9 protein-coding genes are annotated in these 13,109 nt (G+C 70.6%); 1 reads left to right on the top strand and 8 read right to left on the bottom strand.

The annotated features are described in order from the left end of the window. Nucleotides 1–18: 18 nt before the first annotated feature. From HYV14_03565 to HYV14_03555, 3 genes are read right to left on the bottom strand one after another with little or no spacing between them, the layout of a single operon-like run. On the bottom strand, nucleotides 19–546 hold the full coding sequence (locus HYV14_03565; protein MBI2385075.1) for a biotin--[acetyl-CoA-carboxylase] ligase: 528 nt from the start codon (nucleotides 544–546) through the stop codon (nucleotides 19–21). A gap of 23 nt (nucleotides 547–569) precedes the next feature. Continuing rightward, a complete protein-coding gene (gene nadC, locus HYV14_03560; protein ID MBI2385074.1) occupies nucleotides 570–1,412 on the bottom strand; it encodes a carboxylating nicotinate-nucleotide diphosphorylase in 843 nt (280 codons plus the stop codon). Next, nucleotides 1,409–2,023 (bottom strand): DUF502 domain-containing protein, encoded by a 615-nt coding sequence (locus tag HYV14_03555; GenBank protein MBI2385073.1) that lies wholly within the window; start codon nucleotides 2,021–2,023, stop codon nucleotides 1,409–1,411. The genes nadC and HYV14_03555 overlap by 4 nt, the downstream gene beginning before the upstream one ends. A gap of 40 nt (nucleotides 2,024–2,063) precedes the next feature. On the opposite strand from HYV14_03555, the gene HYV14_03550 reads away from it, so the two are divergent. Beyond that, nucleotides 2,064–3,380, top strand: coding sequence for an ammonium transporter (locus HYV14_03550; protein ID MBI2385072.1), 1,317 nt, complete (start codon nucleotides 2,064–2,066; stop codon nucleotides 3,378–3,380). Between the two features lie 348 nt (nucleotides 3,381–3,728). On the opposite strand, the gene uvrB is transcribed toward HYV14_03550, so the two are convergent. The 5 genes from uvrB to glgX are packed head-to-tail and all read right to left on the bottom strand — an operon-like array spanning nucleotide 3,729 to nucleotide 13,087. Next, on the bottom strand, nucleotides 3,729–5,744 hold the full coding sequence (gene uvrB, locus HYV14_03545; GenBank protein ID MBI2385071.1) for an excinuclease ABC subunit UvrB: 2,016 nt from the start codon (nucleotides 5,742–5,744) through the stop codon (nucleotides 3,729–3,731). Between the two features lie 9 nt (nucleotides 5,745–5,753). After that, nucleotides 5,754–6,182 carry a hypothetical protein gene (locus HYV14_03540; GenBank protein MBI2385070.1) on the bottom strand — a complete coding sequence of 143 codons (429 nt, stop codon included), beginning with the start codon at nucleotides 6,180–6,182 and terminating at the stop codon, nucleotides 5,754–5,756. A gap of 35 nt (nucleotides 6,183–6,217) precedes the next feature. Then, on the bottom strand, nucleotides 6,218–8,116 hold the full coding sequence (gene treZ / locus HYV14_03535; GenBank protein ID MBI2385069.1) for a malto-oligosyltrehalose trehalohydrolase: 1,899 nt from the start codon (nucleotides 8,114–8,116) through the stop codon (nucleotides 6,218–6,220). Further along, nucleotides 8,106–10,922, bottom strand: a complete 2,817-nt coding sequence (gene treY, locus HYV14_03530) for a malto-oligosyltrehalose synthase (GenBank protein MBI2385068.1) — start codon at nucleotides 10,920–10,922, stop codon at nucleotides 8,106–8,108. The genes treZ and treY overlap by 11 nt, the downstream gene beginning before the upstream one ends. Further along, nucleotides 10,919–13,087, bottom strand: coding sequence for a glycogen debranching protein GlgX (gene glgX / locus HYV14_03525; GenBank protein ID MBI2385067.1), 2,169 nt, complete (start codon nucleotides 13,085–13,087; stop codon nucleotides 10,919–10,921). The genes treY and glgX overlap by 4 nt, the downstream gene beginning before the upstream one ends. Nucleotides 13,088–13,109 lie beyond the last annotated feature (22 nt).

Genomic DNA, 13,109 nt, shown 5'->3' with positions numbered 1-13,109 from the left:
CAAAGGGGGGATGTGTAATTATACGAAATTGCCCGCCCGGCGGGCGCGGGAAAGGGCGGTCATCGCGGTCTTCAGCGCCGCCTCGACTCCGACGGGGCGGCCGGCGAGGGCGCGGAGGCTCACGGAGCGCGCCAGCGGCGGCGCGTTGTCGACGTTGACGCCGAAGCCGACGATGAGCCAATCGAGCCGGCCGCCGCTTCCCGACGCCTCGCACAGGATCCCGGCGACCTTGCGTCCCTTGCCGTCGGCGCAGAGCGCGTAGACGTCGTTCGGCGGCTTCACGCTCGTCGCCGCGCCGAACTCCCGAAGGGCCGCGGCCAGCGCCTCGCCGCAGGCGAGCGAGAGCTCGGCGAGCCGCTCGGGCGGGAACTCCGGGCGCAGCAGCCAGGAGGCGTACAGGCCGCCCGGCGCGGAGCGCCAGCGGCGGCCCATGCGGCCGCGGCCCTTGGCCTGGCGCAGGGCCCATACCAAGGTCCCGTCGGGGGCGCCGGCTTCGGCGAGGCGGCGCGCCTCGCTCTGAGTCGAGTCGACGCGCTCAAGGCGCACGAGACGCCTGACGCCCGGGAGCCTCATCCCAGGTCGAGGCCGAGGTCGAGCGCGGGAGCGCTGTGCGTCAAGCGGCCGATCGAGATGCGGTCCGGGCCCAGCTTCGCCAGCGCGCGCAGCTCGGAGAGGCCGACGCCGCCCGACACCTCGATCTTCACGCGCGGGGCCAGGGACCGGATCCGGCGGATCTCCCGGCGCAGCCGCGGGCCGCGCATGTTGTCGAGGAGGACCACCTCGGGCCTCAGCGCCAGCGCCCGCGCGACCTGGGCGGGGGTGTCGCACTCGACGATCAGCGGCATCCGCGGGTACGCGCGGCGCAGCCGCGCGGCGCCGGCCTCGAGGCCTCCGCCCAGGTAATGGTTGTCCTTCACCATCGCCGCGTCGTAGAGGCCGAGGCGGTGGTTCAGCCCTCCGCCGCAGGCGACCGCGTACTTGTCGAGGGCCCGCCACCCGGGCAAGGTCTTGCGCGTGTCGAGGATGCGCGCGCGCGTCCCGCGGACCCGGTCGACGAAGCGGCGGGTCATGGTCGCCACGCCCGACATCCTTTGCAGGAAATTGAGAGCCGTGCGCTCGGCCGTGAGCAGGCCGCGGCCTCCCTTCACCGCCATGACCGCCTGGCCGGGGCGCACCCGGGCGCCGTCCCGCGCGAGGAAGGTCACGCGGCAAAGAGGCTCGCAGGCCTTGAAGGCGGCCGCCGCGACCTCGAGGCCGCAGACGACGCCGGCCTCGCGGCTGACGACGCGCACGGAGAAGCGGGTGGCCGGAGGGACGAAGAAGCGGGTCGTGACGTCGCCGGCGCGGCCGAGGTCCTCGCGAAGGGCGGCGCGGAGCAGCGCGCGCCAGGCGGCGGGGGGAAGGCGCCTCATTCCGCCCGCCTCCGGGGGCGCTCCGGGTGGACGGCGCCCGCCGAGAGGACCACCTGGATGCCCTGCTGCACGCTCAGGTGGCTCGGGAGGACGCTCTCGGCCGGGACGAAGACCACGTCGCCGATGTAGACGTGGTTCGTCGGGATGTACACGGCGATCAGCTTCTTCTGGGAACCGTCCGGCAGGTCGAGGATCGTCTCGCCGGTGGCGAAGCCCATGCTGTAGACGCCGGGGCGGGGGAACTCGACCATGACCACGCTCTTGAAGGAGGCCTTGCTCGCGGGCGAGAAGGCCTCGGTCATCTGCTTGATCGTGCCGTACACCCACTTGAACACGGGGATCCGCGCGAGGAACTCCTCGGCGACCAGGAACAGGCGCTCGCCGACGACGTGGGAGGCCAGCACGCCGGCCCCGAGGATCAGGAGGAGCGCGGCGATGAGGCCGAGGCCGGGAACGCGGAAGCCGAGGGCGGCGTCGAGCAAGGGGGCCAAGGTCAGGTCCACCGTGCTGACGAAGGTCCACACGACGAGCACGGAGAGGCCGATCGGGATCAAGGTGAAGAATCCCGAGATGAAGTACCGCCGCAGCCGCGCCTGGATTTTCTGTCTCAACCGCCCTATGGTATCATACCGCCCGTTCTCGGGAGGAGCGATGCAGAAATACAAGAAAGAATGGGTCGTCTCGCTCGGGCTGCTGCTCCTCGCGGCGGCCGCCGGTCTGGCGTTCGGCTCGCACCCCGCGGCCGCTCCCGACGGCGCCAAGCCCATCGTGGCGGGCGACGTCGCCTGGATGCTCACGGCCACGGCGCTCGTCCTGCTGATGACCCCCGGCCTCTCGTTCTTCTACGGCGGCATGGTCCAGCGCAAGAACGTGATCTCGACGATGCTCCAGAGCTTCATCGCGATGGGCGTGGTCAGCATCCTCTGGGTCGCGGTCGGCTTCAGCCTGTCCTTCGGCGACTCGGTCGGAGGCTTCGTCGGGAACCCGCTGACCTATTTCATGTTCCGCGGCGTCGGCGGCGCGACCCATCCCGACCTGGCGCCCACGATCCCGCTGGCGCTCTTCGCCCTGTTCCAGCTCAAGTTCGCGATCATCACGCCCGCGCTGATCACCGGCTCCTTCGCCGAGCGCGTGCGCTTCATGAGCTACCTGATCTTCATCGTGCTCTTCACCGTCCTCATCTACTGCCCGGTCGCGCACTGGACCTGGCATCCGAACGGCTTCCTGCGCCAGTGGGGCGTGCTCGACTTCGCGGGCGGCACCGTCGTGCACATGACCGCCGGCTTCGCCGCGCTCGCCGGCGCGATCTTCATGGGCCCGCGCAAGCAGCACGCGCCGGGGACGAGCCACGTTCCCGCGAACATCCCCTTCGTCCTGCTCGGCACCGGCATGCTGTGGTTCGGCTGGTTCGGCTTCAACGCGGGCTCCGCGCTGGCCGCCAACGAGACCGCCGTGCTGGCCTTCATGACCACCAACACCGCGTCGGCGTCCGCGATGCTGGCCTGGGTGCTCTTCGACGCCGTGCGCGGCCGCCGGCCGTCGGCGCTCGGCGCCTCGGTCGGCGCGGTCGTCGGCCTCGTCGCGATCACCCCCGCCGCCGGCTACGTCAGCGTCGGTCAGAGCCTCGCGATCGGCGCGGTCGCGAGCATCGTCAGCAACCTGGCCGTGCACCGCAAGGCGCGCACGAACCTCGACGACACCCTCGACGTGTTCCCGTGCCACGGCGTGGGCGGCATCGTCGGCATGATCGCGACGGGCGTGCTCGCCGACAAGGTCGGCCTCATCCACGGCGACCCGACGATCTTCCTGCGCCACCTGGCCTCGGTCCTGATCGTCGGCGTCTATTCGTTCGGCGGCTCCTGGCTCATCTACAAGGCCTGCGACGCGGCGATCACGCTGCGCGTCCGCCCCGAGCAGGAAGAGGCCGGCCTCGACGTCAGCCAGCACGCCGAAAGCTACACCGCCTGAACGGCGGAACGGCTTAAACCACAAAGACACCAAGACACGAAGAAAAACGGAGGGAAGGTTAACGGCAACGCCGTTACCATTCAGCCGTTCTTCGTGCCTTGGTGTCTTTGTGGTTCATCCGTTCGTTTATTTATCAACTTATGTATTGACAGAAATCAGATAAGCTGATAAAAGATATTAGGTTTAAACGGAGTGGCCGCACGGAGCGAGCATGATCCCCAAGCTTCTGATGCCGTGGCTGTTCTTGCGCCGCAGATCCCGCTGGACGCCGTTCGCGAAGGTGCGCCGGGACTAGATGCTATTAGGCCTTCCGCTGATGCATCTGTGCCGGGCCGCTTGCGGCCCGGCCTAGCGCTTCTTCTTCGCGCGGCCGGAGGAGGGGCGGCTGGCCGACATGCCCTTCAGCTCGAAGAGCTGGTCGCGCAGCTGGACGGCGGCCTCGAAGTCGAGCGCGTCGGCCGCGGCGCGCATGCGCTTCTCGACCTCCTCGATGATCGTCGGCAGGTCCTTCGCCGTCAGCGGCCTCTCGGCGTCGCGCAGGAGCATCAGGCCCTCGCGCTTGGCGGCGCTCTGGAACTCCTCGAGCTGCTCGATCGCCTTGACGATGGTCTTGGGCTTGATGCCGTGCTCCAGGTTGTAGGCGAGCTGCTTGGTCCGGCGCCGGTCCATCTCGTCGAGGGCGCGCTTCATCGAGCCGGTGACCGCGTCGGCGTAGAGGATCACCTGCCCGCCGACGTTGCGCGCGGCGCGCCCCGAGATCTGGATCAAAGTCGTCTCGCTGCGGAGGAAGCCCTCGTGGTCGGCGCCTAATATCGCGACGAGCGACACCTCGGGGAGGTCGAGGCCCTCGCGCAGGAGGTTGATGCCGACCAATACGTCGAAGACTCCCGCCCGGAGGTCCTGCAATATCTGGATGCGCTCGAGGGAGTCGATGTCGGAGTGCAGGTAGCGGACCTTGACGCCCTTGGTGGTCAGGAAGGAGGCCAGGTCCTCGGCGGTGCGCTTGGTGAGCGTCGTGATGAGCGCGCGCTCCTTCTTCGCGGCGCGGTCGCGCAGGCGGACGATCAGGTCGTCGAGCTGGCCCTCCGAGGGACGGATGATCGTCTCCGGGTCGACGAGCCCCGTCGGGCGCACGACCATCTCGACGATCTCGCCCTTCGTCTTCTTGAGCTCGTAGGGGCCGGGGGTGGCGGACACGAACACGGTCTGGCCGGCGAGTCCTTCGAACTCCGCGAACTTGAGCGGCCGGTTGTCGAGCGCGGAGGGCAGGCGCCAGCCGAAGTCGATGAGGGTCTGCTTGCGCGCGCGGTCGCCCTCGTACATGCCGCCGATCTGCGGGACCGCCACGTGCGACTCGTCGACGATCAGCAGATAATCCTTCGGGAAGAAGTCGATGAGGCAGTAGGGCCGCTCGCCCGCGGGACGGCCGGAGAGGTGGCGGGAGTAGTTCTCGATGCCGTGGCAAAAGCCCATCTCGCGCAGCATCTCCAAGTCGTACCGGGCCTTCTGCTCCAGGCGCTGGGCCTCGAGGAGCTTGCCCCGGCTCTTGAAGAAGGCGCTGCGGTCGGCCAGCTCCGCCTCGATGGCCGCGATCGCGCGCTCGCGCTCCGGGCCGCCGGTCACGAAGTGCTTGGCGGGATACACCCACTCGCGCTGGAGGTCCTTGATCTTGACGCCGGTCAGGGGGTCGAACTCGATCAGGGAGGTCACGCCCTCGTCCCCGAGCGTGGCGCGCAGCGCGGTCTCCATGTACGCGGGGAAGATGTCCACGATCCCGCCCTTCATCCGGAACTTGCCGCGCACGAACTCCATCTCGTTGCGCTCGTAATGCACCTCGACGAGTTGCTTGACCAGCTCGTCGCGCGTCACCTTCCAGCCCACCTCGAGCGGCACCGTGCGGTTCTGGTAGGCCTCGGGGGAGCCGATGTTGTAGATGCAGGACACCGAGGCGACGACGAGCACGTCCTTGCGCGCGAGCAAGGAGCTCGTGCACTTCAGCCGGAGCCGGTCGATGCGGTCGTTGACCGAGGAGTCCTTCTCGATATAGGTGTCGCTCGAGGGGACGTACGCCTCGGGCTGGTAGTAGTCGTAGTAGGAGATGAAGAACTCGACCGCGTTGTCGGGGAAGAAGGACTTGAACTCGGCGTAGAGCTGGGCGGCGAGGACCTTGTTGGGGGAGAGCACCAAGGTCGGCCGGTTCAGCTGGGCGACGACGTTGGCCATCGCGAAGGTCTTGCCCGAGCCGGTGACGCCGAGCAAGGTCTGCGCGGGGGCCCCTTCCTTGATGCGCGAGACGAGGGTCGAGATCGCGTCGGGCTGGTCGCCGGCGGGCTTGAACGAGGAGCGGAGGCGGAACGAGGACACCGGCGAGCCTCAGCGCTCGCCGAGCGGTCCCCGGATCTTGACCAAGGTGCGTTGGGGGTCGAGGATGTTGGCCTCGAGCCGGAAGCGGTCCGCGTCTCCGATGACGGCCAAAGTGCTGATGTCCATCGTCGCCTTCAGCTTCTCGCGGAGCTGGGCGCCGTCGGGCGCGGCGGCGAGGAGCGTCTCGAGGTCGTTGGCGTAGGTCTCATGCGTGCGGCGGTACTCCATCTGCAGGTCGTAGAGCCTCATCAGGCCCTCGTGCGAATGGAAGCGCATCTCCGCCAGCGCGAGCTCGGGTTGGAGGACGAGCTTCTTGTAGACGGCCGAGCCGGCCGCGGCGACCGCCAAGACGAGCGCGACCATGACCATGGCGCGCGTGTCCTTGAGCGCGGCTTTCAGTCTCGCGAGCGGGGTCGTCGGCGGCGTGTTCTCTTCCATGGCCACGTTCATTATGGAACGCGCGGCGGTTCCTGTCAAGGCTGCGCCTCCTCGCGGGCGGCTCCCCGCAGCAAGGTCGCGCAGGCGGCCGGAAGTCGCCAGCGCCCTTCCCGGTCGACGGGGGAGGACGCGCCCGCGCCGCCGTAGGCCGGCAGCTCGCTCGACCAATGCGTCTCCCACGCCCCGCCTCCGGGAGGCGCGAGCAGGGGCTCGGGCGCGGGCGCGAGGTCCAGGCCGCCGCCGAGGTTCACGACGAGAAGCCGGTCGTCGCCGCGCGCGCCCCAGAACCGCACCGCGAAGGCCTCCGCGCCCAGCACGGCTCCCGCGAGGCCGCCGCTCCCCTGCGACCGGAACGGCTCCTCGCGCCGCAGCCTCAGGAGGTCGCGATGCAGGGCCAGCGCCGCCGCGTTCCCGGTCCTCTCCGCGTCGTCGAGCTTGCAGCGCTCGAAGGTGGAAGGGTCCCCCGGGTCCTCCAGCGCGGCCTGGACCTCCGGCGCGGCCATGCTCGGGAACCGGGCGAGGAAGGCCTTGCGCCCTTCGCGCACCGCCGCGCCCAGCGTCCCCGCGTGGTCGGCGAAATAGAGGAACGGCGCCGACGAGTCGAACTCCTGGCCCTGGAACAGCAAAGGGGTCTGCGGGCCGAGCAGCAGCACCGCCGTCATCGCCCGGCGGCGGCCGGGGTCGGCGAGAGCGCCGAGCCGGCGCCCGCCGAGGGACGTCGAGACCTGGTCGTGGTTCTCGAGGTAATGGATGAAGGCCGACGGCGGCAGGTCGGCGGCCGGGGTGCCGCGGCGCTTGCCGTGCCACTTGAAGAACTGTCCCTGGTAGAGGAAGCCGCGCATCAGGCACGAGATGAACTCCTGGGGCGCGCCGAGATAGCCCGAGTAGTAGGCCTCGCGCCTGCCCGTGAGGGCCACGCGGGCCGAATGATGGAAGTCGTCGTTCCACAGGGCGTCGAGCCCGCAGCCGCCCGCGGCCGCGGGCCGGGCGAGCCGCGCCTCCTGGTCCTCGTTCTCGGCGAACACGACGATCGGCCGGCGCCCGGCCGCGGCGCGGGCGGCGCGCGCGGCCTCGGCGAGCACGTGCACGGGAGAGGAGTCCCGTATCGCGTGCGTCGCGTCGAGCCTCAGGCCGTCGAGATGGTACTCGGAGATCCAGTACGCGGCGTTCGACGCGAAGTACTCCCGCACCGGCCCGCTGTCCGCGCCGTCGAAGTTGATCGCGGGGCCCCAATCGGTCGCCTCGTCCTTCGTGTAGCGGGAGGAGAAGCGCCCGAGATAGTTGCCGTCGGGGCCGAAGTGGTTGTACACGACGTCCAGGATGACGGCCAAGCCGCGGCCGTGGGCCCGGTCCACGAAGGCCCGGAAGTCGTCGGGCGAGCCGTAGAGCCGCGTCGGCGCGTAGAGGTTCACCCCGTCGTAGCCCCAGCCGAAGCGCCCGGGGAAATCGGCGACGGGCATCACCTCGATGACGGTGACCCCCAGGTCGGCGAGGCCCTGGAGCCGCCGCGAGGCGGCCTCCCAGGTGCCCTCGCGCGTGAAAGTCCCGACGTGCAGCTCGTAGAGCACGCGGCCCTCGCGGCGCGGCCCGCGCCAGGAGGCGTCCCGCCAGGGATACGCGCCGGGGTCCACGACCTGCGAGGGGCCGTGCGGCCCTCGCGGCTGGAAGCGGGACGCCGGGTCCGGGAAGGGCCCTTCGCCGTCGAGCCGGAAGCGGTACAGCGTCCCGGGCCGCGCGTCCGGGGCGGAGCCGGAGAAGCAGCCCCCGTCCTCCGCCTCGAGCTCCGGCCCCGGCGTCTCGCCGCCGGCGTCGTCCTCGAAAACGACGCGGACGCGGCGGCGCTCCGGGGCCCACACCCGGAAATGCACGCCGCGCCCCGGGGAGTACTCGGCTCCCGCGGCGAGGCGTCGCGCCGGGCTCGTCCTAGTCCTCATGGCCTCCCACCAGCATGGCCGCGCCGATCACCGGGAAAAGCTCCTGCGCGGGGATCGCGAGGCCGCCGCGCGCGAGGACCGGCCTGACCCGCCGATGGGTGTAGGCGTCGCGCAGCGAGCCGGCGCGGAAGGAGCGGGGCAGCGCGACGAAGGTCCCGTGCCAGGCGCCGGGCTCCTCCGGCAGGCGGTCGAAGAAGCGCGCGCCCGCGGCGATCAGGACGCGCCCGCCGCGGCGGCGCAGGAACGCGACGACGTGCTTCTCGCGGGGCCCGCGGACCTTCAGCGGCTCGTAGGCGCCCTTCAGGAAGAGATCCGGCGCGCGGCGGCGCAGACGCAGCCCTTCGCGCAGGAGGAACATCTTGACGCGGCCGTCGTCCATGCGCGCCGCGAGCTCGCGCACGACCTCGACGCGGGGCCGGCCCTCCGCGAGGAGCCGGCGCAGCCCGGCGAGCGCCGCGGCCCGGCGCTCGAAGTCGACGGGAAGGCGGTTGTCGGGGTCGGTCAGCCGGTAGTTCCAGAGCTCGTCGCCCTGATAGACGTCGACGGGCCCCGGAGAGGCGAGCCTCAGCGTGAGCGCCGAGAGGGCGCTGCGCTTGCCGAGCGCCGAGATCCGCCGCTGGAACGGGGAAAAGACCTTCAGGAAGGCGTTGTCCTCGCCGCGGCTCAGGATGTTCCGCAGGAAGCGGTCCACGGCCTCCTCGTATTCGCCGTCGGGCCGGAGCCAGTCGGTGCGCCGCTTGGCCTCGCGGACCGACTTCTTGACGTAGGCGCGGACGCGCTCGGCGAAGTCGGCCCCGTCGGCGCGGCGCTCGTCGTCGGGCCAGCAGCCGAGCAAGGTCTGATAGATGAAGTACTCGGTGTCGCGGTCGGGCTCGAGCGCGCCGTCGAGCAAGGTCTTGTGCCTCTCGTTGTGGCCCGCCCAGCGCGCGGCTTCCGTCTTCCACGCCGCCGGGACCTCGCTGAGCGCGTCGATGCGCAGCCGCACGTCCTCGCTGCGCTTGGCGTCGTGCGTGGTCGCCGCGGCGAGCGAGCCGGGCCAGCGCCGGGCGCGCTCCTGGTTCAGGCGGTGGAACTCCGGCGCGGATTCCCCGAAGCGCCTGGGATCGCCTCCGACCTCGTTCAAGGAGACCAGCCTGTGGTCGATGTAGAACGCGGTGTCCTCGAGGCCTTTCGCCATGACGGGAGCCGTCAGCTGCTGGAAGCGCAGGACGAAGTCCCGGAACGCCGCCCTCCGTTCCGGGTCGGCGCGCGGCTCGGCTCTCAGGAGCAGGACGTCCTCGAGGAGGTCGAAGACGCCGGAGCCCAGGTCCGGCGCCGCCCCGCGCGCCCGGGCCAGGGCCGCGGCGATGTAGCGCCGGTCGCTTTCCGAAGGAAATCGCGCCCGCGGCGCGATGTAGGTGCGGTAGACCGGGAAGCAGGCGATCGCCTCGCGCACCGCGGCCGTGAGGCTGCGCTTCGTGAAGTCCCGGTACGCTCGATTCGACTCCGCGAGCTCCGACAGGCGGTGGCCGAGGGCCTCGATCTCTCCGGCGAGGTAAGTCTCGAGGAAGAGGCGCTTGGCCGCGTAGACGAGGGCCGCGACGTCCTTCCTCCGTCCGATGAAGTGCTCGTAGGCGGCGTCCATCGCCGCCTCGCCGGCGCGGTCGACGAACAGGCCGTTGAGCGAGTTCAGGAAGTCGTAGCCGACCGTCCCCCGCACGCGCCAGTCGTCGCGCAGCGGCTCGCGCCGGTCGAGTATCTTCTCGGCGACGACGAAGAGCGGCGCGGCCTCGCGGAACTCCTCCTCGGAGAGGGCCGCGGCGGCCTCCTCCGGCGGGATGCCGGCGCGCTCGAGACGGCGGCGCAGCCAGCCCTCTTGCAGCCGCGCGAAATAGCCGGGCGGGTCGTACAGGCCGTCCGGATGGTCGATGCGCAGCCCCTGGACCTTGCCCTCCTCGAGCAGCCTGAACACGAGGCGGTGGAAGAGCTCGAAGACCTCGGGCTTCTCCGAGCGCACGGCCGCGAGGTCGTTGAAGTTGAAGAAGCGCCGGTAATTGATCTCGTCGGAGGCGGCGCGCCAGTGCGCGAGCCGGTAGACCTGGAGATCGAGCAGGCCCTCGAGGAGGTCGAAGCTCGCCGGCACGCCCTTCCTCCCGTTGAACGCGGCGAGGCAGCGCGCCGCGCGCCGGGACGCGGCCGGCCCGACGGCGCCGGCTCGCTCGTACAGGTACGACAAGGAGGACGGCGCGAGCGGGAAGCTCAGGTTCCGGTAGGCGATCGAGAAGCGGCCGTCGGCGTGGACCAGCCGGATGAGCCCCTCCTCGAGGACTTTCCCGAAATAATCCTCGAGCACCGGCAGCAGGATCCGCCCCCGCAAGGCCGCCTTGGGCGGGTCCCAGTCGATGTCGAAGAAACCCGCGAAGCGCGACCGCCGGCCGTGCTCGAGGACGTCCCGCCAGTACGGGTTCTCCGCGATGCCCATGTGGTTGGGGACGATGTCGGCGACGTGCCCCAGCCCCGCCTCGGACAGCCGCGCGCACAGGGCGTCGAAGTCGCGCTCCGACCCGAGGCCCGGGTCGAGGGCAGTCGGATCCGTGACGGCGTAGCCGTTGGCGCTACCCGCCGCGGTCTTGAAGTAGGGGGAGAAGTAGAGCGCGTGGATCCCGAGGTCTCGGAGGTAGCCGGTCAACTCGGCGGCGCGGCGAAAGCCGGTCCGCGGCGTCAGCTGCAGCCGGTACACCGAGGCCGGCATGTAAGCCGCGGCGAGCTCCGCGCGCAGGATTCGTCGGGCGGCCTCGCGGGCGCCGGCCGCCGTGACGGCGGTCACGCCGGGGCGCCTTCGCGCGGCGCCGACAGGCGGAACACCGCGAGCGAGCGGCCCTCGATGCGATAGGGCTCCTGGGGCGGCGAGGACAGGGGGACGGGCGGATCGACGGCGGTGTCGAGCACCCGCTCCCAGACCCCGGGCCGCTCCGACGGCCGCTCCTTGAACTCGGCCGGGGCGGGGTCGGAGTTGATGAGGATGAGCAAGGTGTCGCCGCGCGCCCGGGTGCCCTCGTCGTCCACTTCGTCGATGCCGCCCTCTCCGAGGCGCACGCCGAGCGTGCGGATCGCGGGGTCGTCCCAAGCCTCCGGCGTCATCTCCTTGCCCGAGGGCTCGAACCAGAAGATGTCCTTGAGGCCGTGCAGGCCGCGTCCCGTGAAGAAGGTCCGGCGGCGCAGGACGGGCTGCGCGGCCCGCAGCTCGAGCAGGCCGCGCACGAAGGCGGCGAAACGCTCGCCGGCGGCGTCGAGCGTCCAGCTCGTCCAGCTCAGCTCGTTGTCCTGGGCGTAGGCGTTGTTGTTGCCCCGCTGGGTGCGGCTCAGCTCGTCGCCGCCGAGGATCATCGGGACTCCCTGCGACAGGAGCAAGGTCGCCATGAGGTTGCGCTTCTGACGCTCGCGCAGCGCGAGCACCGCGGGGTCGTCCGTGGGCCCCTCCGCGCCGCAGTTCCAGCTCTTGTTGTCGTCGGTCCCGTCCTTGTCGCCGTCCTTGTTGGCCTCGTTGTGCTTGCCGTCGTAGCTCACGAGGTCCTGCAAAGTGAAGCCGTCGTGGCAGGTGATGAAGTTGACGCTGGCGCAGGGCTTGCGGCCGCTGTGCTCGTACAGGTCGCTGCTTCCCGCGAGCCGCGTGGCGAACTCCGCCATGCGCGTCGACCGGTCCTTCCAGAGGGCGCGGACGGCGTCCCGGTAGCGCCCGTTCCACTCCGCCCAGCCGAGGGGGAAGTTGCCGACCTGGTAGCCGCCCTCGCCGAGGTCCCAGGGCTCGGCGATGAGCTTCACGCGCGACAGCACCGGGTCCTGGTGGATGATGTCGAAGAACGCGCTCAGGTGGTCGACCTCGTACAGCTCCCGCGCGAGGGCGGAGGCCAGGTCGAAGCGGAAGCCGTCGACGCGCATCTCCGTCGTCCAGTAGCGCAGGCTGTCCATGATGAGCTGCAGGACGCGCGGCTCCCTCATGTTCAGCGAGTTGCCGCAGCCCGAGAAGTCGGTGTAGTAGCGCGGGTCCTCGGCCAGGCGGTAGTAGGCCGCGTTGTCGATGCCGCGCAGGCTCAGCGTCGGCCCGAGCTGGCTGCCCTCCGCGGTGTGGTTGTACACGACGTCGAGGATCACCTCGATGCCCGCCGCGTGCAGGGAGCGCACCATCTCCTTGAACTCGACGACCGCGTTCGACGGGTCGACGGCGTAGGCGCTGTGCGGGGCGAAATAGCTCAAGGTGTTGTAGCCCCAGTAGTTCGTCAGCCCCTTCTCGAGCAGGTGCCGGTCGCGCAGGAAGTGCTGCACCGGAAGCAGCTCGAGGGAGGTGATCCCGAGCGAGCGGAGATGCTCGACGACCGGCTTCGAGCCGACGCCCGCGTACGTGCCCCTCACGGCCTCCGGCAGGCCGGGATGGAGCTTGGTCAGGCCTTTCACGTGCGCCTCGTAGATCACCGTCTTGTGCCAGGGGATGCGGGGCGGCGCGTCGCCGCGCCAGTCGAAGACGTCGTCGGCCACGGCGCTGAGCATGCCGTACGGCGCGGAGTCGCGCGGGTCGTTGGAGAGGTCCGCCTTGGGGTCTCCGATGCGGTAGCCGAACAGCGAGTCGTCCCACGACAGGTCCCGGCCCACCGCCTTGCCGTAGGGGTCGAACAGGATCTTGCTCGGGTTGAAGCGGTGCCCGGCGGCCGGCTCGTAGGGGCCGTGGACGCGGTAGCCGTACAGCTGGCCGGGCTTGAGCCCTCGGCGATAGCCGTGCCAGACCATGTCGGTCTGCTCGGGCAGCGGGAAGCAGTCCGTCTCCTTCGTCGCGTCCGGCGAGTCGAAGAGGCAGACCTCGACGCGGGCGGCGTTCCGGGAGAAAAGGGCGAAATTGACGCCGGCTCCGTCGTAGCTGGCGCCCAGCGGGTACGGCCTGCCCGGCGCGATCGGCTTCAGGGCGGCGCTCGGGCGCGGGGGCGCGGCGGCGTTGGTCATGGCGCGATTATAAGAACCGGCC

Source organism: Elusimicrobiota bacterium (assembly GCA_016182905.1).
Classification (GTDB): domain Bacteria; phylum Elusimicrobiota; class Elusimicrobia; order UBA1565; family UBA9628; genus GWA2-66-18.
Note: the sequence above shows the minus strand (reverse complement) of the source record. Positions and strands in the feature narration are given on the sequence as shown.

Excerpts from the sequence above, each read along its gene's own strand:
- nadC (MBI2385074.1), bottom strand. The coding sequence starts at position 1,412 with ATGAGGCGCCTTCCCCCCGCCGCCTGGCGCGCGCTGCTCCGCGCCGCC.
- HYV14_03550 (MBI2385072.1), top strand. The coding sequence starts at position 2,064 with ATGCAGAAATACAAGAAAGAATGGGTCGTCTCGCTCGGGCTGCTGCTC.
- HYV14_03540 (MBI2385070.1), bottom strand. The coding sequence starts at position 6,182 with ATGGAAGAGAACACGCCGCCGACGACCCCGCTCGCGAGACTGAAAGCC.
- treZ (MBI2385069.1), bottom strand. The coding sequence starts at position 8,116 with ATGAGGACTAGGACGAGCCCGGCGCGACGCCTCGCCGCGGGAGCCGAG.
- glgX (MBI2385067.1), bottom strand. The coding sequence starts at position 13,087 with ATGACCAACGCCGCCGCGCCCCCGCGCCCGAGCGCCGCCCTGAAGCCG.